The organism is Citrobacter sp. C6_1 (genome assembly GCF_014596835.2).
Taxonomy (GTDB): domain Bacteria; phylum Pseudomonadota; class Gammaproteobacteria; order Enterobacterales; family Enterobacteriaceae; genus Citrobacter; species Citrobacter pasteurii.
This window is the reverse complement of the sequence record NZ_CP115031.1, coordinates 4,036,292-4,056,183: the sequence shown is the minus strand read 5'-3', so window position 1 is coordinate 4,056,183 and position 19,892 is coordinate 4,036,292. Positions and strand designations below refer to the sequence as shown.

Genomic DNA, 19,892 nt, shown 5'->3' with positions numbered 1-19,892 from the left:
TGGATCCGTTGAGTATAATGATCTTAGCGACGATTTCGACGACTCAAGAGAATAAATGACGTTTAAGCCATGAAACAAGCTAAATTCCGGCAAAAGACGGGTTTTTACGGGCGTATTTAAAGTGATAATCATAAGATATCTGGTTCGGGAAACGCTCAAAAGCCAACTTGCGATCCTATTCATCCTGCTTTTGATCTTCTTTTGTCAAAAGTTAGTCAGGATCCTGGGTGCGGCTGTTGACGGTGATATCCCGGCGAATCTGGTGCTCTCGCTGCTGGGGCTGGGCGTGCCAGAAATGGCGCAACTAATCTTGCCCTTAAGCCTGTTCCTTGGGCTGCTGATGACGCTGGGCAAACTGTATACCGAAAGTGAAATTACGGTCATGCATGCCTGTGGGCTGAGCAAGGCTGTGCTTGTTAAAGCGGCGATGGTGTTGGCGTTGTTTACCAGTATTATTGCGGCGGTCAACGTGATGTGGGCCGGGCCATGGTCCTCCCGGCATCAGGACGAAGTGCTGGCGGAAGCGAAAGCGAACCCCGGCATGGCGGCGCTCGCTCAGGGGCAATTCCAGCAGGCAACGAACGGCAGTTCGGTGTTGTTTATCGAAAGTGTTGACGGTAGCAGCTTCAAAGATGTGTTCCTCGCACAAATCCGCCCGAAAGGCAACGCCCGTCCTTCGGTGGTGGTGGCTGATTCCGGACATCTGACTCAGTTGCGTGACGGCTCTCAGGTCGTGACGCTGAACCAGGGGACGCGCTTTGAAGGGACCGCGCTGCTGCGCGATTTCCGCATTACCGATTTCCAGGACTACCAGGCGATTATCGGTCATCAGGCGGTGGCGCTGGACCCCAACGATACCGACCAGATGACCATGCGTACGCTGTGGACGACCGACACCGATCGCGCCCGCGCGGAGCTGACCTGGCGTATCACGTTAGTATTCACCGTATTTATGATGGCGCTGATGGTTGTGCCGCTGAGCGTGGTAAACCCGCGTCAGGGGCGCGTACTGTCCATGCTGCCAGCCATGCTGCTTTATTTGCTGTTCTTCCTGGTGCAGACGTCGCTGAAGTCGAACGGTGGCAAAGGTAAGCTGGATCCGGTGTTCTGGATGTGGGTGGTAAACCTGGCTTATCTGGCGCTGGCGATTGTGCTTAACCTCTGGGATACGGTGCCGATGCGCCGCTTGCGTGCCCGTTTTATGCGTAAAGGAGCGGTATAATGCAGCCTTTTGGTGTACTTGACCGCTATATCGGTAAAACCATTTTCACCACCATCATGATGACGTTGTTCATGCTGGTGTCGCTCTCCGGGATCATCAAGTTTGTCGACCAGCTGAAAAAAGCCGGGCAGGGGAGCTACGACGCGATGGGCGCCGGGCTGTATACCCTGCTCAGCGCGCCGAAAGATATCCAAATCTTCTTCCCGATGGCGGCGCTGCTGGGTGCTTTGTTGGGGCTGGGCATGTTGGCCCAGCGCAGTGAACTGGTGGTGATGCAAGCTTCCGGCTTTACCCGTATGCAGGTAGCGTTGTCGGTGATGAAAACCGCGATTCCGCTGGTGCTGCTGACGATGGCCATCGGCGAATGGGTGGCACCGCAGGGTGAACAGATGGCGCGTAATTACCGTGCGCAGCAGATGTACGGCGGTTCGCTGCTCTCTACCCAGCAAGGGCTGTGGGCGAAAGACGGTGACAGCTTTGTTTACATCGAGCGGGTGAAAGGCGACGCTGAGCTAGGTGGAATCAGCATCTACGCCTTTAACGACAAGCGTCGTTTGCAGTCCGTTCGCTATGCCGCCAGCGCGACGTTTGACCCGGAGCAGAAGGTCTGGCGTTTGTCGCAGGTGGATGAGTCCAACCTGACCGACCCGAAACAAATCACCGGTTCGCAGACCGTGAGCGGCACCTGGAAAACCAACCTTACGCCCGACAAGCTCGGCGTCGTGGCGTTGGATCCTGACGCGCTGTCGATTAGTGGTCTGCATAATTACGTGAAGTACCTGAAGTCGAGCGGACAGGACGCCGGACGCTACCAGCTCAATATGTGGAGCAAAGTGTTCCAGCCGCTGTCAGTGGCGGTCATGATGCTGATGGCGCTGTCGTTTATCTTTGGTCCGCTGCGTAGCGTGCCGATGGGCGTGCGTGTGGTGACGGGGATTAGCTTCGGTTTTGTGTTCTATGTGCTGGACCAAATCTTTGGCCCGCTGACGCTGGTGTATGGTATTCCGCCGATTATCGGCGCGCTGCTGCCAAGCGCCAGCTTCTTCCTGATAAGTCTGTGGCTGATGCTGCGTAAGTCGTAATCACAGTCATCGTAGGCCTGATAGCGCTGCGCTTATCAGGCCTGCCCATGACCCGTAGGCCGGATAAGGCGTTCACGCCGCCATCCGGCAACGTAACGCGGGTGCTAGCGTTTTCTCCCGCCCATCAAGCTTCCCAACATTCCGCGGATTATCTGATTAGTGACCTGTCTCGCCGCGCTTTTCGCCACGCTCTGTACCACGCCATCGCGCTTGCCGCCGCGCGGCCCTGTGCTGCCAAACAAAATATCCTTCAACCCACCGAGAATACCGTCGTCAACCTCGACCGCTTTACCGTTGGCGGGAGGCGTATTTTGCTGCCCGGTGCTGGTCTGAACGCCTTGCTGTAAGCGCTCATAGGCGGACTCACGATCTACCTCTTCCTCATATTTTCCGTACAGCGAAGAGTGATTAATCAGCCCGTTGCGCTCATCGTCCGTCACCGATCCCATGCGGGAGCAGGGCGCAATCACCATTGCCCGCTCCACCACCGACGGGCTGCCTTTGGCATCCAGAAATGAAACCAGTGCTTCGCCGGTGCCCAGCTCCTGAATGGCTTTCTCGGTATCAAACGCCGGGTTGGCGCGCATGGTTTGCGCCGCGCTTTTCACTGCTTTCTGATCTTTCGGCGTGAACGCGCGCAGGGCGTGCTGCACGCGGTTACCCAACTGGCCAAGCACGTTGTCCGGAATATCCGACGGATTTTGCGAGACGAACCACACGCCGACCCCTTTCGAGCGGATCAGGCGGATCACCTGTTCGATTTTATCCAGCAGCACCTGCGGGGCGTCGTTGAACAGCAGATGCGCTTCATCAAAGAAGAACACCAGTTTTGGCTTCTCCAGATCGCCCGCTTCCGGCAGCTGTTCATACAGTTCGGAGAGCATCCACAGCAGGCTGGCGGCGTACAGTTTGGGCATCTGATAGAGCTTCTCGGCGCTGAGGATGTTGATCATCCCTTTGCCGCTGGCGTCGGTACGCATCCAGTCTTTGATATCCAGCATCGGTTCGCCAAAGAAGTGCGCTGCGCCCTGCTGCTCCAGCGACAGCAGCCCGCGCTGGATAGCCCCGACCGAAGCGCTGCTGATATTGCCGTACTGATTCTGGAAGGATTTAGCGTTATCGCCGATGTACTGAGTTATGGCCCGCAGGTCTTTGAAATCGAGCAGCAGCAGGCCCTGGTCATCGGCAATGCGGAAGATAATATCCAGCACGCCGGACTGAACGTCGTTGAGATTCAACAGACGAGCCAGCAGCAGCGGCCCGAGGTCAGATACCGTGGCTCGCACCGGGTGACCCTTTTCGCCAAAGATATCCCACACCGTGACCGGATTAGCATGTGGTTGCCAGTCGGTAATACCGATGTTTTTCAGGCGGGCGAGCAGCTTTTCAGAGGCCTGTCCTTCCTCGGCTACGCCGGTTAAGTCACCTTTCACATCGGCCATAAATACCGGCACGCCAATCCCGGACAGCGATTCGGCAAGCTTTTGTAACGTGACGGTTTTACCGGTCCCGGTCGCGCCGGTAATCAGCCCGTGGCGGTTGGCCATGCCTGGCAGTAAAAACAGTTCAGTGTCCGGCGTGCGGGCAATTAGCAGGGGTGCGCTCATTGAGATTTCCTCCATTTATCCTGCCTGGAGTATAGGCAATGTCCATCAAAGAGAGTATGCGATGGCGAGAGAAAATGACTTAAAGCGTATTGCCGTGATAAATCTGATACCCGAGATCGACGGTGTTGTGGTTATGGTCGTTGTTCTTGATTTTGCTCAGCAACATCTGCGCCGCCATACGGCCAATGTCAAAACGCGGGGTGATCACGCTGGCGAGACTTGGGATCATCTGCCGGCCCATTTCCAGCCCGTGAAAACCGGCAATTGAGATCTGTTCCGGAACGGCCAGCTCGCGCTCGCGGCACAGCAGCAGCGCGCCCATCGCAATATCGTCGTTAGTGCAAAACACGCCGTCTAAATCCGGATGCGCAGCCAGCGCGTCCCGCATCATCTGGGTGCCGAGATGAATGGACGAAATAGCGCGCGGATTGACGCGCAGCGGCACCAGACCACGACGCGTCATGGCATCGCAGTAGCCGCGATAGCGTTGTTCATCGCGAACGTCGTCTTTCGAACCGAGATAAAGGATTTTGCGCCGCTGGCGTTTATCCAGCATGGTGCTGACCATATCAAACGCCGCCTGACGGTTATCGAAACCTACTTCCATGTCCAGACGGTCGCCCTGAATATCCATCAGCTCGACCACCGGAATGTTGGCTGAACGCAGAAATTTAACCGTGCGCAGGGTGTGATATTTCTCGGAAAGGATAATGCCGTCGATGTTGTACGACAGCAGGTTGATCACCGACTCTTCCTCGGATTCCCGGTCATAATTGTAGTTGGCGATCAGCGTCTGATAGTTATGGTCCGAGGTGACTGACTCGATACCGGCCAGAATGTCAGCGAACAGCTGGTTTTGAAACGAGGGGATCAGCACGCCGAGCGTGTAGCTTTGCGCGTTAAGCAGCATCGCGGGCGCGCGGTTGGGGATGTAATTAATTTCCTCCATAATCTGCGCGATGCGTTCACCGGTTTCCTTTGCGACCTTTTTCGGCGAGCGAATGTAGCGACTCACCGTCATTTTGGTCACGCCCGCCAGTGTGGCGATGTCTTGCAAAGAAATTCTGTGGTTCCTCATTTTCTCTCCAGTGCCGGGGAGCGCAGACCTGTGCTCCCCGGTAATACCGTCTTAATGCAGGATGGCGTTCAGCGCCAGAACCCCCAACAGCCCCATAATGGAAATCAGCGTTTCCATTACCGTCCATGTGCGCAACGTTTCGCCCACGCTGAGATTAAAATAGCCTTTAAACAGCCAGAATCCCGGATCGTTAACGTGGGACGCAATCACGCTGCCCGCGCCGGTAGCCAGCACCATCAGCGCCGGGTCAGCATGGGTGACGTTGATAATCGGCAGCACCACGCCTGCGGTGGTGATCGCCGCCACGGTGGCTGAACCGAGCGCGATGCGCAGCAAGGCGGCAACCGTCCAGCACATCAGCAACGGAGAAAGCGACGTGCCGGTCATCAGGTGCGAAATATATTGCCCCACGCCGCTGTCGACCAGAACCTGCTTAAACGCGCCGCCCCCGGCGATGATAAACACAATCATCGCAATTGCGCCGATAGAGTCGCCAATGATATCCATAATTTGCTCGATCGTACGTCCGTTACGTCGACCAAGGGTAAAAATGGCGAGTACGATAGCGATAAACAACGCGACCGCAGGGTTGCCGATAAACTCAAAGAACACCCGCACGCTGTTGGTTTTCGGCAGCGTAATTTCGCACACGGCGGCGACCGCCATCAGTATGACCGGGATTACCGCCGCAAAGATACTGTTCCAGAACGATGGCATCTCTTCTTCGGTGAACAGATGCGGGTTGAACAACCCTTCCGGCGGTGCTTTCTCAAAGCGGGTCAGCAGCTTAGAAAACAGCGGCCCGGCAACAATCACCGTCGGGATAGTAATAATAAATCCGTACAGCAGGGTGGTACCGAGATTGGCCTCGAAAATGGTAGCAATCGCGGTCGGCCCCGGGTGAGGCGGCAGAAAACAGTGGGTCACGGACAGCGCGGCGACCATCGGTACGCCGACATACAGCAGCGGCAGGCCGGACGAGGCCACCACCGTAAACACCAGCGGCAGCAGCAGAACAAAGCCGACTTCAAAAAACATCGCCAGACCGACCACCAGACCGGTGATCACCAGCGCCCACTGCACGCGTTTTTTACCGAACGTGCCAATCAGCGTGGTGGCGATGCGCTGGGCCGCACCGGTATCGGAAATCAGTTTGCCGAGCATTGCGCCGAAGCCGAGGATCATCGCCAGCCCGCCGAGCGTGCCACCGATCCCGTTTTGTATTGAGTGCAGAACGGCCTGTGCATCCATCCCTTCGGCAAAACCAACGACCGCCGCCACCAGGACCAGAGCAATAAAGCCGTTAACTTTAAAGCCAATCATCAGGACCAGGAGCAGCGCGACGCCTGCCGCAATTATTATTAATGGCATAATCGTTTCTCTTATATCCCCGTCATCCTGCAACTCGAATGATTTAGGGTGTCTGTGCCAAAAAGGCAGCGCCTGGGCGCTGCGTGATGTTGCGTTGTGTGGTATCAGACGGCGACCAGCATGCCGCCATCGACAAACAACAGGTGCCCGTTTACAAAATCGGATGCTTTAGAAGAGAGGAATACCGCCGCGCCGATCAGCTCCTGCGGATCGCCCCAGCGCGCGGCTGGCGTACGTTTGCAAAGCCAGGAGGTGAAGGCTTCATCCTCGACCAGCGCTTTGGTCATCTCGGTTTTGAAGTAGCCCGGTGCGATCCCGTTGACCTGGATATTGTGGCGCGCCAGCTCAACGCACATTCCGCGGGTAAGCATTTTTACCGCGCCTTTCGAGGCGGCGTACGGCGTGATGGTATCGCGGCCCAGTTCGCTCTGCATGGAGCAGATGTTGATGACCTTCCCGGCCTGACGTTCCACCATGCGACGCGTTACCGCCTGCGAGACCAGGAATACCGCCGTCTGGTTCACGGCAATCACATCGTTCCAGTCCTGCTCCGGGAACTCGGTAAACGGATGGCGGCGCTGGATCCCGGCGTTATTCACCAGCACATCGATCGGGCCAATGTCTTTTTCGATATGGTCGATGGCGGCGTCAATGTCTTGTTTATGCGTAACATTGAACGGCGCGGCCACGGCGCGGATCCCTTCCTGCTGCAATTTGGCGACGGCGGCCTCCGCACGCTCCGGCGTAATGTCATTAACGATAATCTGTGCGCCATATTTACCCAGCCCGGTCGCCAGTAAATAACCAATACCCTGGGCTGAACCGGTGATCAGAATGTTTTTGCCGTCCAGTGAAAAAAGATCGTTCATCATGTTATTCCTTATTTTATGTCTTCGAAAACGAGCTGGACTTTCGCCGCCTGGGTTTTATCCCCGGCGAATATCAGCGCCTGTTCAAGCTCGGTAAACGGATATTCAGCGCTGAGTAACGGCAGCGGATCGATAACGTTATTCGCCAGCCACGACACCGCGGTGTTGAACTCGGTGGTAAAGCGGAACGAGCCTTTGAGCGCGATCTCTTTGCCGATCAGCATCATCATCGGGAAGTCCGGCACCGCGCCGCCCATGCCGACCTGCACCATCACGCCTTTCGCGCGGGTCACTTCCAGACAGGTGGTGATTGAGGACGGATGACCAGAGACTTCAAAGCTGACGTCGAAGTAGCCTTTCTCTTTTTTCCACGCGTCGAGCGAGTCCTGCTGCGGGTTAATCAGCGTATCGGCACCCATCTGTTGCGCCAGCGAGAGCGAGCGCGGGCTGATATCCGCACAGACGATTTCTGCCGCGCCGAGCGTTTTTACCGCGCTGACAATCAGACAGCCGATAGGCCCGACGCCGGAGATAAACACGCGCTTGCCCTGCAGGTCGCCCGCTTCATGCGCGGCGTGGATCGCGACCGCCAACGGTTCGGCAAAGGCCATGACTTTTTCATCGGCCTCTTGAGGGTAGGGGATGCACTGCGCAGTATCGACAGTTTTAAACTGAGTAAAGCCGCCGTCGACGTGGGGAAAATACATGGCGCTGCCAAAAAAGCGCATTTCCGTGCACTGGTTTTCTTCATGCTGCAGACAGTATTTACAGTGGCCGCAGGGCTTCGACGGATTAATCGCCACCGACTGACCTTCATGTAATTCTGTTGAATCGCTGTGCACTACTTTACCAATAACTTCATGGCCTAAAATCATCGGCGCTTTAACGGTAAAATTACCGACTTTGCCTTCCTGATAATAATGTAAATCGGAACCACAAATTCCCCCGCGGGTAATTTGTACCAACGTTCCTTTATTATTCCATTCTATATTTTGGTCGGTAATGGCAACAGTTTTCTTACCCGCGACAACGCAGGATTGGGTTTTGACTTGCATAAATTCCTCACTGGTCAGGTAGTAACCTCGGCAGCATTTAAACGGTTTTAATTGTTATTATTTGTGATACAGATCACGCTGAGAAATTGTTACACTACAATGTTACGCATAACGTGATGCGCCCTGTAAATCTGCTCAGTCGCGGCAAAAAAAGGTGAGTTCTGCAATGTGGAAGGCGTAGTATCGCGCCATAGAATATGAATCTGGAGTTTTTTCAATGGCTGGGGAAAGTTATATTTTGATGGGCGTTTCGGGTAGCGGTAAATCTTTAATTGGCAGTAAAATTGCCGCTGTATTATCGGCTAAATTCATTGATGGCGACGATCTCCATCCCGCTAAAAATATTGATAAAATGTCTGAAGGTATTCCATTAACCGATGAAGACCGACTGCCGTGGCTGGCGCGATTAAATGACGCGTCATACAGTTTATTTAAAAAGAATGAGACCGGATTTATTGTCTGCTCGTCATTAAAAAAACAGTATCGCGATATATTGCGTCAGGGTAGCCCGAATGTGCATTTTCTGTGGCTGGACGGCGACTACGAGACCATTCTGGCACGCATGCAGCGTCGGGCAGGCCATTTTATGCCGGTGGGACTACTCAAAAGTCAGTTCGACGCGCTGGAATGTCCGCAGGACGATGAGAAAGATATTGCCCGCATCGACGTGAACCATGATATTGAGCATGTGACGGAACAGTGCCGCCAGGCGGTGCTCGCGTTTCGTAACGGGCAATAAGCCCAGCCCCTTGCGGGACTGAGCCCGGCATCAGAAGTCGGCTTTCAGCACCACGCGGTAGCGGGCCTTGCCATCACGCACGTGCTGGATTGCTTCGTTTATTTGCGACATCGGGTACAGCTCGGTGGTAGGCGACACCTTGCTGCGCCCGGCAAACTTCATCAGCTTGCGCAGCTCGAATGGCGTCCCGGTCGCCGAACCGGAGATGCTGCGATCCCCGGCAATTAAGGTAAATGCCGGTACCGGCAGCGGCTTCAGCACTGCGCCGACGGTATGGAAGTTACCGCCGTAGGCCAACGCTTCAAAATAGGGCTGCCAGTCGAGATCGACGTTAACCGTGTTAATGATGAGATCGAACTGGCCCGCCAGCGCTTTTAGCGCATCCGGATCGCGGCTGTTGACCACCTTATCCGCTCCCATCGCCAGCACCTCCTGTTCTTTCGCCGGGTTGGAACTGAATGCGGTCACTTCACAACCCATCGCGTGTAACAGCTTAATGGCGATATGTCCCAGGCCGCCGATACCGATCACCCCGACGCGGCTGGTGGCGGTGATATGGTGCATCAGCAGCGGTTTGAACACGGTGATACCGCCGCACAGCAAGGGGCCAGCTGCCGCCAGATCGATACTCTCCGGCAGCGGGGTCACCCACTGCCAGTCGGCTCGCAGCTTCTCGGCAAAGCCGCCGCGATTGAGAATAGTGGGAACGGAGCCTTCCAGGCAGTTAATCTGATTGCCGCTGATACAGGCGTCGCAATGCCCGCAACTGCGCGCCGTCCAGCCAATGCCGACGCGCTGACCAACCTTCAGACCCTTATCCTGCGCCGCGCTGCCGAGCGCTGCCACGCGACCAATCACCTCATGCCCGGCAACCAGCGGATACTGAGAGAATCCCCATTCGTTGTCGATCATCGACAAATCGGAATGGCAGATACCGCAGTAATCGACCTGGACTTCGACATCTTCCGGCTTAAGCTCGCCCGCATCATATTCATAGAGTTCGAGCTCGCTGCCCGCCGCTTTTGCGGCGTAGCTTTTTATCATCGACATCGTGTTTCCCTCAGTGTGGTGTTGAACTGGAAGTGTAGAGCATGGGGAAACGGGATGCTTCGCAGAAGGGGGGATTAAGGTGGTTGTTGCGGGGGATAAACTGTGATGGTGATTGCACGTGTGCAATGTAATGCTGAAATTTTCAACACTTAGCAGGCCAGACACACGCTGGCGCTTGCATGGCGGCGCACGACAGGTATAATCCACAACGTTTTCCGCATCCCTTCCGTGCCGGAGTGGCGAAATCGGTAGACGCAGTTGATTCAAAATCAACCGTAGAAATACGTGCCGGTTCGAGTCCGGCCTTCGGCACCATTAGTACTTCCAAGGCCATCCGAGAAAGTTCAATTATTCCTTAAAAATCAATGCTTGCAGCGATTTCTACGTCCTGAGTCGTCCGAGGTTGTCCGTTGAAATCCGGATGTCATTGGGGGCATCTTAACTTCGATTAGAAATGTGCCCCCAAATGAAGCTCAACGCCAGACAAGTCGAGACTGCAAAGCCAAAAGACAAAAGCTACAAAATGGCCGATGGCGGCGGTTTGTATCTCGAGGTTTCGGCCAAGGGGTCTAAATACTGGCGCATGAAATACCGACGCCCCTCTGACAAAAAAGAGGATCGCCTCGCTTTTGGTGTTTGGCCTACAGTGACTCTTGCTCAGGCAAGAGCAAAGCGCGACGAAGCTAAAAAGCTGTTAGTTCAGGGCATTGACCCAAAAGCCGAACAGAAAGAAGCTCAGGCCGAGAATTCGGGAGCATATACGTTCGAAATCATTGCTCGTGAATGGCATGCAAGTAACAAGCGCTGGAGTGAAGACCACCGAGCCCGAAGTCTGCGGGCATGGTTTTAGGACGATGGCGCGTGGCGCGCTCGGTGAGGCAGGGTTATGCGGGATACTTACACAAATACCTAAATAAAAAAAGAAGCTGGTCACTTTAAGTGACCAGCATTAATCTGGGTATGATTATCCTTTATTTATTTTATTTAAAAGATGTACAACAGATTTGCCAACAGCAAATGACAGATTCACAGGAACAGCGTTTCCTATCTGCTTATATTTCGCTGACATCGAGCCCTCAAACACCCAGTCGTCGGGGAAAGTCTGTATTCTGGCATATTCACGGACCGTTAATGGTCTTGTTTCATCAGGGTGGCAACGCTCTGTTTGTTTCTGTGCAGGGGCACATGTTAATGTTAAGCTTGGTTCATCCCAAGACAAGCGACGAGCCATACCGGTTTTCCCTCCGCCTAAGTAAAAACTTTTAAGCATATATTCTTTCTGAATATCTTCTGGAAGGTCTCTCCAGTAGCCACCGGGAGGAACCATGTTTAGAATCTCTGCTTTTCTTTTTGGGTATTTTTGTCCTTCAGATTCTGGAACATCGCTATCGTACAACTCACCCTTTTTTAAAGCATCTTTAAGAGTTAATACTTTATTATAAGAAGAAGGCCACTCATAATCGACGCCATCAGCAAGATCATTCCTTAGAGCTACTATAATCAAACGCTCGCGTTTTTGTGGCACTTTGTAGAATATAGCCTTAAGTACCCTAGGCTCAAATAAAGTGTAACCCAAATCAGTGATAATGTTTTTTATTGTTTCTAATGTACGCCCATCATCATGATTTAGTAATCCTCGAACGTTCTCTGCTAAAAGAACCTTCGGATTGATTTCTTTAACTGCTCTAGCGAACTCGAAGAATAGAGTACCACGAGTATCTTCAAAACCAAGTTTTTTTCCTGCGTACGAAAATGCTTGGCAAGGGAAACCACCAGCCAATACATCAACAGTATCTCTATAATGGGTGAAGTCTAACTGGCTAACATCGCCTTCTACTACATTCCATTCAGGTCTATTTTTTCTTAATGTCTTACAGGCATGGGAATCAATTTCATTCAATAGAACAGATTTTAAACCTGCTTTCTCTAAACCTAAAGCCATTCCCCCTGCACCAGCAAATAATTCTAATACAGTGTAAACGTTATTGCTGGTTTTAGGATCATCAGACCATTGACTTTTAAACAAAAACTGAGCTTGTTCAAAACTTTTAAGCTGTTCTTTTCTATAGAATCGGTAGTTATTCTCATCATTTCGTTGGGAAACTAATTTTCCAGCAGTGTCCCAACGCCTTAAAGTCTCTTTTGACACACCCAAAATGTCTGCAACTTCTGAAAGTGAAAATTCTTCCTTTAACATACTTAGTAACCATGTCAACATTAGTCATGGTTACTACTGTATGGTTTTACATGGGCTTTGTCAAACGTTGATCATGGTTATTAGCCATAAGCGAGACTAAAATACTTAATAAAACTTTCTTTATCAGGGATAGAGAAGTCTTTATGTCCAAGACGCTCATTCAAAACATACTCAATTGCATACGGAAGAGCACTATAGAGTTCTTCCAGAGCATTCGGTCTTCCAGTGACAAGTTCATAGAAGCTCGCGCCATCAATGATTCGGATGTTAGGATTCGAAGGACATTGAGTACCGCTACCTTTATTGGAGGGAGTAAAAGGGATGTCAAATCTGACAGGCTTACGAGGAATTATATTAACAAAGTAAGCGCAGTAATCCTTAAATCGGCTATGTTTCGGCGAAACAAGCTCATCTAAGCCTTTATATTTATCGGCTAAGTCCCCGCCAGTAACCGTTGAGTATTTATTTTTCACCTCAGCAATAATTTTTCTCTCTTCGTTAAGAAGATCAACGATGCCACCAATCCCCATATCCTGCCATCCACTCACGTGGCCGAGGATTTTTTGATGAAAGGTACCGACATGATTTTGGATGGTCTTCTGACGTTGTCGCGCAAGTTCGGAATTTCGCCACTCTTCATGGGATGAAAATCCCGGCGCCTCAAAAAGTGCACCAAAAGGATCTATCACATTGCTGTTAAAAGTTTTCTCAGCGGCGTCTTTTTTCTTTTTAGCTTTAGTTAATAAGGTTTCAACTTCATTAAAAAGATCTTCATCACTGATGTATGCAAGTAAAACCATGTTTTTTTCTCCAACATTTTATAATCCAATAACTTAATAATATTTTGAAACTATTTAAGTTAATTAACCCCGTGCCGGTTCGAGTCCGGCCTTCGCACTCACCCTCTAAACACCTCCTTCCTGTGCCACTCCACAAACCCATCTTTTGGATAATTCTCTCGCATCATCGGCAGCGCTATCGATTTACCGTCGAAATCCCAGAACAGCCTGCCCACCATGCCGCTGCCATTCACTGCGGGTGACACCTGAATTCGCATACTCTCATCCAGCCCAATCGAACCTTTATCAAAGGCTTTATGGTGGATTGCACACAACGCCAGGCCGTTTGAAATCTCACACGGGCCGCCGTGCTGTTTCCATTTGATATGGGCGGCTTCCAGGGCGACTGAGGTGCTGTCGTGGCGCATATTGAAGCCACAAATGGCGCATTCATAGTTATACGCACGCAGAACCTGCTGGCGGAACAACGGGTCTCGCTGTTTACGGATTTGCAGGATATCAAATCCCAGTTCATCCGCGATCTCTTCCTGGATGCTTTCGGTGAAGTGCGCCTCGAGGATTTGCTGGGCCAGGGCGTTGATGAGGCTCTTGCTCTTTTTCAGCAGGGCAAAATGCTGTTCATCAAAACCTCCGGCAACGTTGTGCGTTACCAGTTCCCCGGCAGGGGGCTGTTTGCTGCTACCGGATGTTGAACAGTGCTCGGCGTTTTGTAGCTCCCAGAACCCATCTCCCTGTAAGCGCCAGAAAGGCATATCCGGGCGGTATTGCGCGCGCTGTGGTCCAAATCGCTCCAGCAGACTATGCAATGGGTCGCGAACTTCCGAACCGTAGTCAAACAGGCGACCGTGACCCTGCTGATAACCTGCCAGCACATGAAGCAGCAGCAGGGGCTTGTGCGGCGCACGCTGCTCGCCTTTACGCCAGATGGTGATGTTGGCAATCGCCTGTTGCAGGGTTTTACTGGAAGTCATTGATTTCGTTATCAGGTAAATAATTGCGATGATGCTCGCAAAATATCACCTGATCAAGAGGAGTGAGGCCGATACACTATCGACGTCACTTTATCGCTTGCCGTTATTTCTGAAAGCCTTTAGTTAAAGGAACCAGCCCCATGAATGAACTACCTGACACGCTGCCGCGCGAGTACATCATCAAGGCCATTCACGCCTATGACTCGGGCTTCTCGCATCGTTTCAAAGAGGCTCGGCTTTACGAGCTGGAATTTCAGGGGCGTCGCTATCCGTCAAAAGCCATTGCCGGAATTGCGGCGACGCTTTTGACGGGCAAAGCGTTTACCCCTCAGGATTTCTCCGGCGGTATCAGTTCGAAATGCGTCAGATTATTGACTGAGCAAGGTTTTCATATTGTTCAGGATAAAAAGTGCGCTGCGGCGGTGAGCGACACGATCTTTCCTGAAGAACTCGAAGCGCAAACTGAATATATAGAAGGAGCAGCGACTCAGGTGACCGTGAATCGCTATGAGCGCGACCGCAACGCCCGACAGGCAGCTCTTCGCCATCACGGTTGTCAGTGCAAAGTCTGTGGCATCGATATGTCAAAGGTCTACGGTAAGATTGCCGAAGGGTTTATCCATGTTCATCACCTAGTACCCTTATCGGCAATTAAAGAAGACTACCGCCTTGATCCCATCAATGACCTGATCCCCGTATGTCCAAATTGTCATGCTATGCTGCATCGGCGCATACCGCTATATACCCCAGAAGAACTGAAAAATATGCTGTGCTAAACGCTCAAAAAGGCGCCCGCAGGCGCCTCAATGACAATCACAATTACAATCTCACCCCTTCAACGCTTTCCCCGCAATCACCCCGATAAACTCCAGTACCTGCTTTTGCTTACGCGCGGAGAGCTTTTCCACGGCGCGCAGGGATTTCATCAGTTCTGACTCTTCGGGTTCGGCGGCGCGGGCGGTTAATACGATGCAGCCTTGCATCACCCGCACATCAACGTCGGTGCCGGTGTCGAATCCGGCGGCTTTCAGCCACTGGCCCTTCATCACAATGGACGGAAACCGGACGTACTTCACCGGAATACGGCTGTAATCAGGATAACGGCTCGCATAACCCACCTTCAGGCGACGGTTATCTGCGGCGTGGACTTCTGGATCAAATGAAACTGCAATACAATGCGTATCAGTCATGGCTGCTATTCTCTATTAATAGTTGCTGTGATTAGCGACGCGGAGGTGTTGGTAGCACCTTCGCATCGCGCTAAAAAAACCCCTGTAAATGACCCCAGTGTCCTGGGGGAAGTCCAGATGTAAATAAGATGAAATAAGCGCGAATAGCACGCTTTCGGAATAAATAGAAAACTCCGCCATCCCAATAAATCCGGTATTATTCACCGTATAAATTCATTCCCATCCAGTCCGCCAAACACCTGCCATTTCCAGAAAATAACGCTCCTCTGCGTCAGGCCAAAAATGCGATCTCACTCACTGAAGCAAATAGCAAACTATGAAACTTCATTGTTTTGTACACTTTGGTTTACACTTTTGGTGATGTGAATCACAAATATAAGCCCGTGAAGTGATCCGACTCTCACAAAATGGCGTGTACTCATTCACGAATACATTATGAGAACAGCCTGGAAAGTTATGTTTTCAGTATTTCCACTCTCCGCAGACACACTACGACGAATGGCAAATCGAAACGCAAAAAAAAACTTGTTGAATATTAACGGGTAAAAAAATGACGTGTGATTTGCATCACCCACATTTACAGCTTTTTAAATTATTGCCAGTAATTAATGTTGACCGGGCTATTTCCATAATCAATCAAATCTTGCATAGTGCCTCCACATTATTTCTCCCCCTGACTCAGGAGGCGAATAGTTATATTTCATCAGGATTTGTTGATGAACCAGGTATGATTCACTTCACATTAATACGTACATGACCACTGTTACTGGAGAAACAAAATGAATTATCCGGCAGAACCCTTCCGTATTAAAAGCGTTGAAACTGTATCTATGATCCCGCGTGATGAACGTCTCAAGAAAATGCAGGAAGCGGGTTACAATACTTTCCTGTTAAATTCGAAAGATATTTATATTGACCTGCTGACAGACAGTGGCACTAACGCAATGAGCGACAAGCAGTGGGCCGGAATGATGATGGGTGATGAAGCTTACGCGGGTAGCGAAAACTTCTATCATCTGGAAAGAACCGTACAGGAACTGTTTGGCTTTAAACATATTGTTCCTACTCACCAGGGGCGCGGCGCAGAAAACCTGTTATCGCAACTGGCTATTAAACCGGGGCAATATGTTGCCGGGAATATGTATTTCACCACCACCCGTTATCATCAGGAAAAGAATGGCGCGGTGTTTGTCGATATCGTTCGTGACGAAGCACACGATGCCGGTCTGAATATTGCTTTTAAAGGTGATATCGATCTTAAAAAATTACAAAAGCTGATTGATGAAAAAGGCGCAGAGAATATTGCGTATATCTGCCTGGCAGTCACGGTTAACCTCGCAGGTGGGCAGCCGGTCTCGATGGCCAACATGCGTGCAGTACGTGAACTGACGGAAGCGCACGGCATTAAAGTGTTCTACGACGCTACCCGCTGCGTAGAAAACGCCTACTTTATCAAAGAGCAAGAGCAGGGCTTTGAGAACAAGAGCATCGCCGAGATCGTGCATGAGATGTTCAGCTACGCCGACGGTTGTACCATGAGTGGTAAAAAAGACTGTCTGGTGAACATCGGCGGCTTCCTGTGCATGAACGATGACGAAATGTTCTCTTCTGCCAAAGAGTTAGTCGTGGTGTACGAAGGTATGCCATCCTACGGCGGCCTGGCCGGACGTGATATGGAAGCGATGGCGATTGGCCTGCGCGAAGCCATGCAGTATGAGTACATTGAGCACCGCGTGAAGCAAGTTCGCTACCTGGGCGACAAACTGAAGGCCGCTGGCGTGCCGATTGTTGAACCGGTAGGTGGTCACGCGGTATTCCTCGATGCGCGTCGCTTCTGCGAGCATCTGACCCAGGACGAGTTCCCGGCGCAAAGTCTGGCGGCGAGCATCTATGTGGAAACTGGCGTGCGCAGTATGGAACGCGGAATTATCTCTGCGGGCCGTAATAACGTGACCGGTGAACACCACCGACCGAAACTGGAAACCGTGCGTCTGACTATTCCACGCCGCGTTTATACCTACGCGCATATGGATGTTGTGGCTGACGGTATTATTAAACTTTACCAGCACAAAGAAGATATTCGCGGGCTGAAGTTTATTTACGAGCCGAAGCAGTTGCGTTTCTTTACTGCACGCTTTGATTACATCTAAACAATCATTATGGCCCCATCTCAGGATGGGGCTTTTTTGTATTCCTTTTCTATGAACAGGAAGCCTTTGCGGTGCTCGTTACCGTGACATAACTAAAAAAAAGTAAACCCTGACTCCGACATTTTTATTATCCGCATGATGTACAAATGACAGCTGTAATTATAACGAATAGTCTACAGGAACATTTATCATGGATATTAATGCCATTGAGCGACAGAGTAGTACCCCCGGACTGATTAGCGGAACCATGCTGGTTATCGCAACCGTCGTGGGCGGCGGAATGTTTTCCCTGCCGATTGCGATGGCCGGTGTATGGTTTCCCGGTGCCTCTGTTATTCTTCTGTTTATCGCCATCATGATGTTATTAACCGGTCTGATGCTGGTCGAAGTTAACCTGCATTATGGCGCCGGTGCCAGTTTTAATACCTTTACTCAGGATTTATTAGGCCGAAAGTGGAATATCGTGGTCGGTATCGCTTTTGGTTTTGTGCTGTATATTCTGACCTATGCCTATATCTCCGGTTCGTCGGCGGTAATGGCACAAACGGTATTCAAATATAGCGGCGTGCGCTTTCCGGCGAATATCTCGGTGGTGATCGTCAGTATGCTGGTTGGGGCGATTGCCTGGTACAGCTCCCTGCTGGTTGGACGCATCACTACCGTACTGATTATCGGTAAGTTTGTGGCGTTCTTTGCCACGTTCTCCGGGCTGATTGGCCATATCGAAGTGGCAAAACTCATCGACAGCGTGGCGGTGGCGTTGCCCAATTCGCAGTATCTGCCGTATATCCTGATGACGCTGCCGTTCTGTATTATCTCGTTTGGTTTTCACGGTAACGTGCCGAGCCTGGTCAAACTGTATGGCACAAGCGGAGTCTCGAATATTACGCGTTCGATTATCATCGGTACGCTGTTTGCTCTGCTGCTGTATATTTTCTGGCTGGGCGTGACGATGGGTAACATCAGCCGTTCCTCATTCCCGCCGATTATCGCCAAAGGCGGCAATATCGACGTCTTTGTCGAGGCCATCAGCGGGCTGTTCACCAGCCGGTATATGGATCTGATCCTGACCTTCTTCGGCAACTTCGCGGTAGCCAGTTCCCTGCTGGCGGCGACGCTTGGCCTGTTCGATTACATCGCCGACCTGTTTCACTTCCCGGACGACGGCATGGGCCGCCTGAAAACCGCGCTGGTGACCTACTTCCCGCCAGCCGCCGTGTGCTTCTTCTTCCCGAATGGGTTTGTGCATGCGATTGGCTACGCCGGTCTGGCCTTTACCATCTGGAGCGTGATCCTGCCGCCGTTCCTGGTGAAAGCCGCGCGGAAACGTTTTCCGACCAGCAACTATACCGCGCCCTGTAATAACACCGTGCTCAATCTGGTGATCGTCTGCGGGGCGGTTGTCTATCTGACGGTTGTTCTGGACGTATTTGGTCTGCTGCCGACGTTTCGTTAGACGGAGTCAAAATGAAAAACGTGTTGTCTGTTCAGTCGTCGGTTGTTTATGGCTATGCCGGAAATAAAGCCGCTGTGTTGCCGATGCAGCTCTCGGGGATCGATGTCTGGCCGTTTTACACCGTACAGTTTTCCAACCACACCCAATATGGGATGTGGCAGGGCATGGCGATGCCGCACGGCGAGCTGAGCGCGATCATCAGAGGGCTGGATGACCTGCAAAAGCTGGCGCAATGCGATGCCGTATTGTCCGGGTATCTTGGAGATAAACGCCATTGTGAAGAGGTGAAGCACGCGGTCACCACCATTCGTCAGCGTAATCCGCAGGCGCTCTATTTTTGCGATCCGGTAATGGGCGACCCGCAAAAAGGCTGCATTGTCGCGCAGGGCGTGGAGTCATTTTTTGTCGATGACGCCATTCAACTGGCCGACATGATGGGACCGAATCTCTATGAGCTGGGCGTGCTGACGGGCAGACAACTGCGTAGTTTTGACGAGGTGGTGGAAGCGGCGCGGCAGCTGGTGTCGTGGGGCGTAAAGAAGGTGCTGGTGAAGCATCTCGGCGACTGTTCGCGGGACAAACAGGCGTTTGAAATGCTGCTGGTGACGCCGGAACAGACGTTACACATTGCCCGGCCGCTGTATACCTTTGCCAAAATGCCGGTCGGCGTTGGGGATCTGATTTGCAGCGTGATGCTGGCCTCACTGCTCAATGGTTACGAGGACAAGCAGGCACTGGAGCGGACCACCAGTGTTGTTGACGCGGTAATGCGGCTGACGAAAGAGCATGATTCGTATGAACTGCGGCTGATAGACGCGCGCCACCAGATTATGGACCCACAGGTTCGCTATCAGGCAACGGTGATCTGACGCCGCAAGGGGGCTCTGTGTTTCTGACATTGCTGAGGTTTCAGCATCCGCTGGTCTACCGTTTTGCGTGGCTTCGTATTTGGGTTGTGATGTTAAGAGCGTGCGGACTGCGTAAGAGAAAGGGGTGAACATTTTACGCTGCTGCCGGATGCGGCTAGCGCCTTATCCGGCCTACAAATGAGCGTG

The 19,892-nt window shown here is 51.9% G+C and carries 18 protein-coding genes, 1 tRNA gene and 1 pseudogene; 10 read left to right on the top strand and 10 right to left on the bottom strand.

Annotated elements, in window-relative coordinates:
- Window positions 1-8: 8 nt before the first annotated feature.
- The 3 genes from IB196_RS19460 to lptG all read left to right on the top strand — a co-directional run bounded on the left by IB196_RS19460 (window position 9) and on the right by lptG (window position 2,304).
- On the top strand, window positions 9-59 hold the full coding sequence (locus tag IB196_RS19460; RefSeq protein WP_212723231.1) for a hypothetical protein: 51 nt from the start codon (window positions 9-11) through the stop codon (window positions 57-59).
- Between the two features lie 62 nt (window positions 60-121).
- The gene (gene lptF / locus IB196_RS19455) at window positions 122-1,222 is read left to right on the top strand and encodes an LPS export ABC transporter permease LptF (RefSeq protein ID WP_182291079.1); all 1,101 of its coding nucleotides are present in this window, start codon (window positions 122-124) and stop codon (window positions 1,220-1,222) included.
- The gene (gene lptG / locus IB196_RS19450; RefSeq protein ID WP_005134170.1) at window positions 1,222-2,304 is read left to right on the top strand and encodes an LPS export ABC transporter permease LptG; all 1,083 of its coding nucleotides are present in this window, start codon (window positions 1,222-1,224) and stop codon (window positions 2,302-2,304) included. The genes lptF and lptG overlap by 1 nt, the downstream gene beginning before the upstream one ends.
- Before the next feature lie 104 nt (window positions 2,305-2,408).
- Here the strand turns inward: lptG and IB196_RS19445 are convergent, their stop codons facing one another.
- The 5 genes from IB196_RS19445 to idnD all read right to left on the bottom strand — a co-directional run bounded on the left by IB196_RS19445 (window position 2,409) and on the right by idnD (window position 8,284).
- A complete protein-coding gene (locus tag IB196_RS19445; protein WP_188232410.1) occupies window positions 2,409-3,911 on the bottom strand; it encodes a helicase HerA-like C-terminal domain-containing protein in 1,503 nt (500 codons plus the stop codon).
- A 79-nt stretch (window positions 3,912-3,990) separates the two neighbouring features.
- On the bottom strand, window positions 3,991-4,989 hold the full coding sequence (locus IB196_RS19440) for a LacI family DNA-binding transcriptional regulator (protein ID WP_040230325.1): 999 nt from the start codon (window positions 4,987-4,989) through the stop codon (window positions 3,991-3,993).
- 51 nt (window positions 4,990-5,040) lie between these two features.
- Window positions 5,041-6,360: a gnt-II system L-idonate transporter gene (gene idnT / locus IB196_RS19435; protein WP_016155581.1), complete on the bottom strand. Its 1,320-nt coding sequence runs from the start codon at window positions 6,358-6,360 to the stop codon at window positions 5,041-5,043.
- A 104-nt stretch (window positions 6,361-6,464) separates the two neighbouring features.
- Entirely contained in the window at window positions 6,465-7,229 is a 765-nt protein-coding gene (gene idnO / locus IB196_RS19430) for a gluconate 5-dehydrogenase (RefSeq protein WP_040230320.1), read from the bottom strand.
- An 11-nt stretch (window positions 7,230-7,240) separates the two neighbouring features.
- Window positions 7,241-8,284 carry an L-idonate 5-dehydrogenase gene (idnD, locus tag IB196_RS19425; RefSeq protein ID WP_149691098.1) on the bottom strand — a complete coding sequence of 348 codons (1,044 nt, stop codon included), beginning with the start codon at window positions 8,282-8,284 and terminating at the stop codon, window positions 7,241-7,243.
- A 217-nt stretch (window positions 8,285-8,501) separates the two neighbouring features.
- On the opposite strand from idnD, the gene idnK reads away from it, so the two are divergent.
- The gene (idnK, locus tag IB196_RS19420; protein ID WP_040230318.1) at window positions 8,502-9,023 is read left to right on the top strand and encodes a gluconokinase; all 522 of its coding nucleotides are present in this window, start codon (window positions 8,502-8,504) and stop codon (window positions 9,021-9,023) included.
- A gap of 30 nt (window positions 9,024-9,053) precedes the next feature.
- Here the strand turns inward: idnK and IB196_RS19415 are convergent, their stop codons facing one another.
- A complete protein-coding gene (locus IB196_RS19415; RefSeq protein ID WP_188232411.1) occupies window positions 9,054-10,073 on the bottom strand; it encodes an NAD(P)-dependent alcohol dehydrogenase in 1,020 nt (339 codons plus the stop codon).
- A gap of 230 nt (window positions 10,074-10,303) precedes the next feature.
- Between IB196_RS19415 and IB196_RS19410 the strand changes: the two genes are divergently transcribed.
- Window positions 10,304-10,388, top strand: a tRNA-Leu gene (locus tag IB196_RS19410).
- Between the two features lie 151 nt (window positions 10,389-10,539).
- Window positions 10,540-10,911: pseudogene (locus IB196_RS19405) on the top strand (Arm DNA-binding domain-containing protein); the annotation flags it as partial.
- Between the two features lie 126 nt (window positions 10,912-11,037).
- Here the strand turns inward: IB196_RS19405 and dcm are convergent.
- From dcm to IB196_RS19390, 3 genes are all read right to left on the bottom strand, one after another.
- Window positions 11,038-12,270: a DNA (cytosine-5-)-methyltransferase gene (gene dcm, locus IB196_RS19400; protein ID WP_188232412.1), complete on the bottom strand. Its 1,233-nt coding sequence runs from the start codon at window positions 12,268-12,270 to the stop codon at window positions 11,038-11,040.
- Between the two features lie 80 nt (window positions 12,271-12,350).
- Window positions 12,351-13,070, bottom strand: a complete 720-nt coding sequence (locus tag IB196_RS19395; RefSeq protein WP_188232413.1) for an Eco47II family restriction endonuclease — start codon at window positions 13,068-13,070, stop codon at window positions 12,351-12,353.
- Between the two features lie 98 nt (window positions 13,071-13,168).
- Window positions 13,169-14,041, bottom strand: a complete 873-nt coding sequence (locus tag IB196_RS19390; RefSeq protein WP_188232414.1) for a phosphorothioated DNA-binding restriction endonuclease — start codon at window positions 14,039-14,041, stop codon at window positions 13,169-13,171.
- A 140-nt stretch (window positions 14,042-14,181) separates the two neighbouring features.
- Between IB196_RS19390 and IB196_RS19385 the strand changes: the two genes are divergently transcribed.
- Complete coding sequence (locus IB196_RS19385) at window positions 14,182-14,817, top strand: HNH endonuclease (RefSeq protein ID WP_188232415.1); 636 nt, start codon at window positions 14,182-14,184, stop codon at window positions 14,815-14,817.
- 51 nt (window positions 14,818-14,868) lie between these two features.
- On the opposite strand, the gene symE is transcribed toward IB196_RS19385, so the two are convergent.
- A complete protein-coding gene (gene symE, locus IB196_RS19380) occupies window positions 14,869-15,231 on the bottom strand; it encodes an endoribonuclease SymE (protein ID WP_005134143.1) in 363 nt (120 codons plus the stop codon).
- A 779-nt stretch (window positions 15,232-16,010) separates the two neighbouring features.
- On the opposite strand from symE, the gene IB196_RS19375 reads away from it, so the two are divergent.
- From IB196_RS19375 to pdxY, 3 genes are all read left to right on the top strand, one after another.
- Complete coding sequence (locus tag IB196_RS19375) at window positions 16,011-17,381, top strand: tyrosine phenol-lyase (RefSeq protein WP_003837154.1); 1,371 nt, start codon at window positions 16,011-16,013, stop codon at window positions 17,379-17,381.
- A gap of 190 nt (window positions 17,382-17,571) precedes the next feature.
- Entirely contained in the window at window positions 17,572-18,837 is a 1,266-nt protein-coding gene (locus tag IB196_RS19370) for an aromatic amino acid transporter (protein ID WP_155021491.1), read from the top strand.
- An 11-nt stretch (window positions 18,838-18,848) separates the two neighbouring features.
- Window positions 18,849-19,706 (top strand): pyridoxal kinase PdxY, encoded by an 858-nt coding sequence (pdxY, locus tag IB196_RS19365; protein WP_188232416.1) that lies wholly within the window; start codon window positions 18,849-18,851, stop codon window positions 19,704-19,706.
- The last annotated feature ends 186 nt before the right edge of the window (window positions 19,707-19,892 follow it).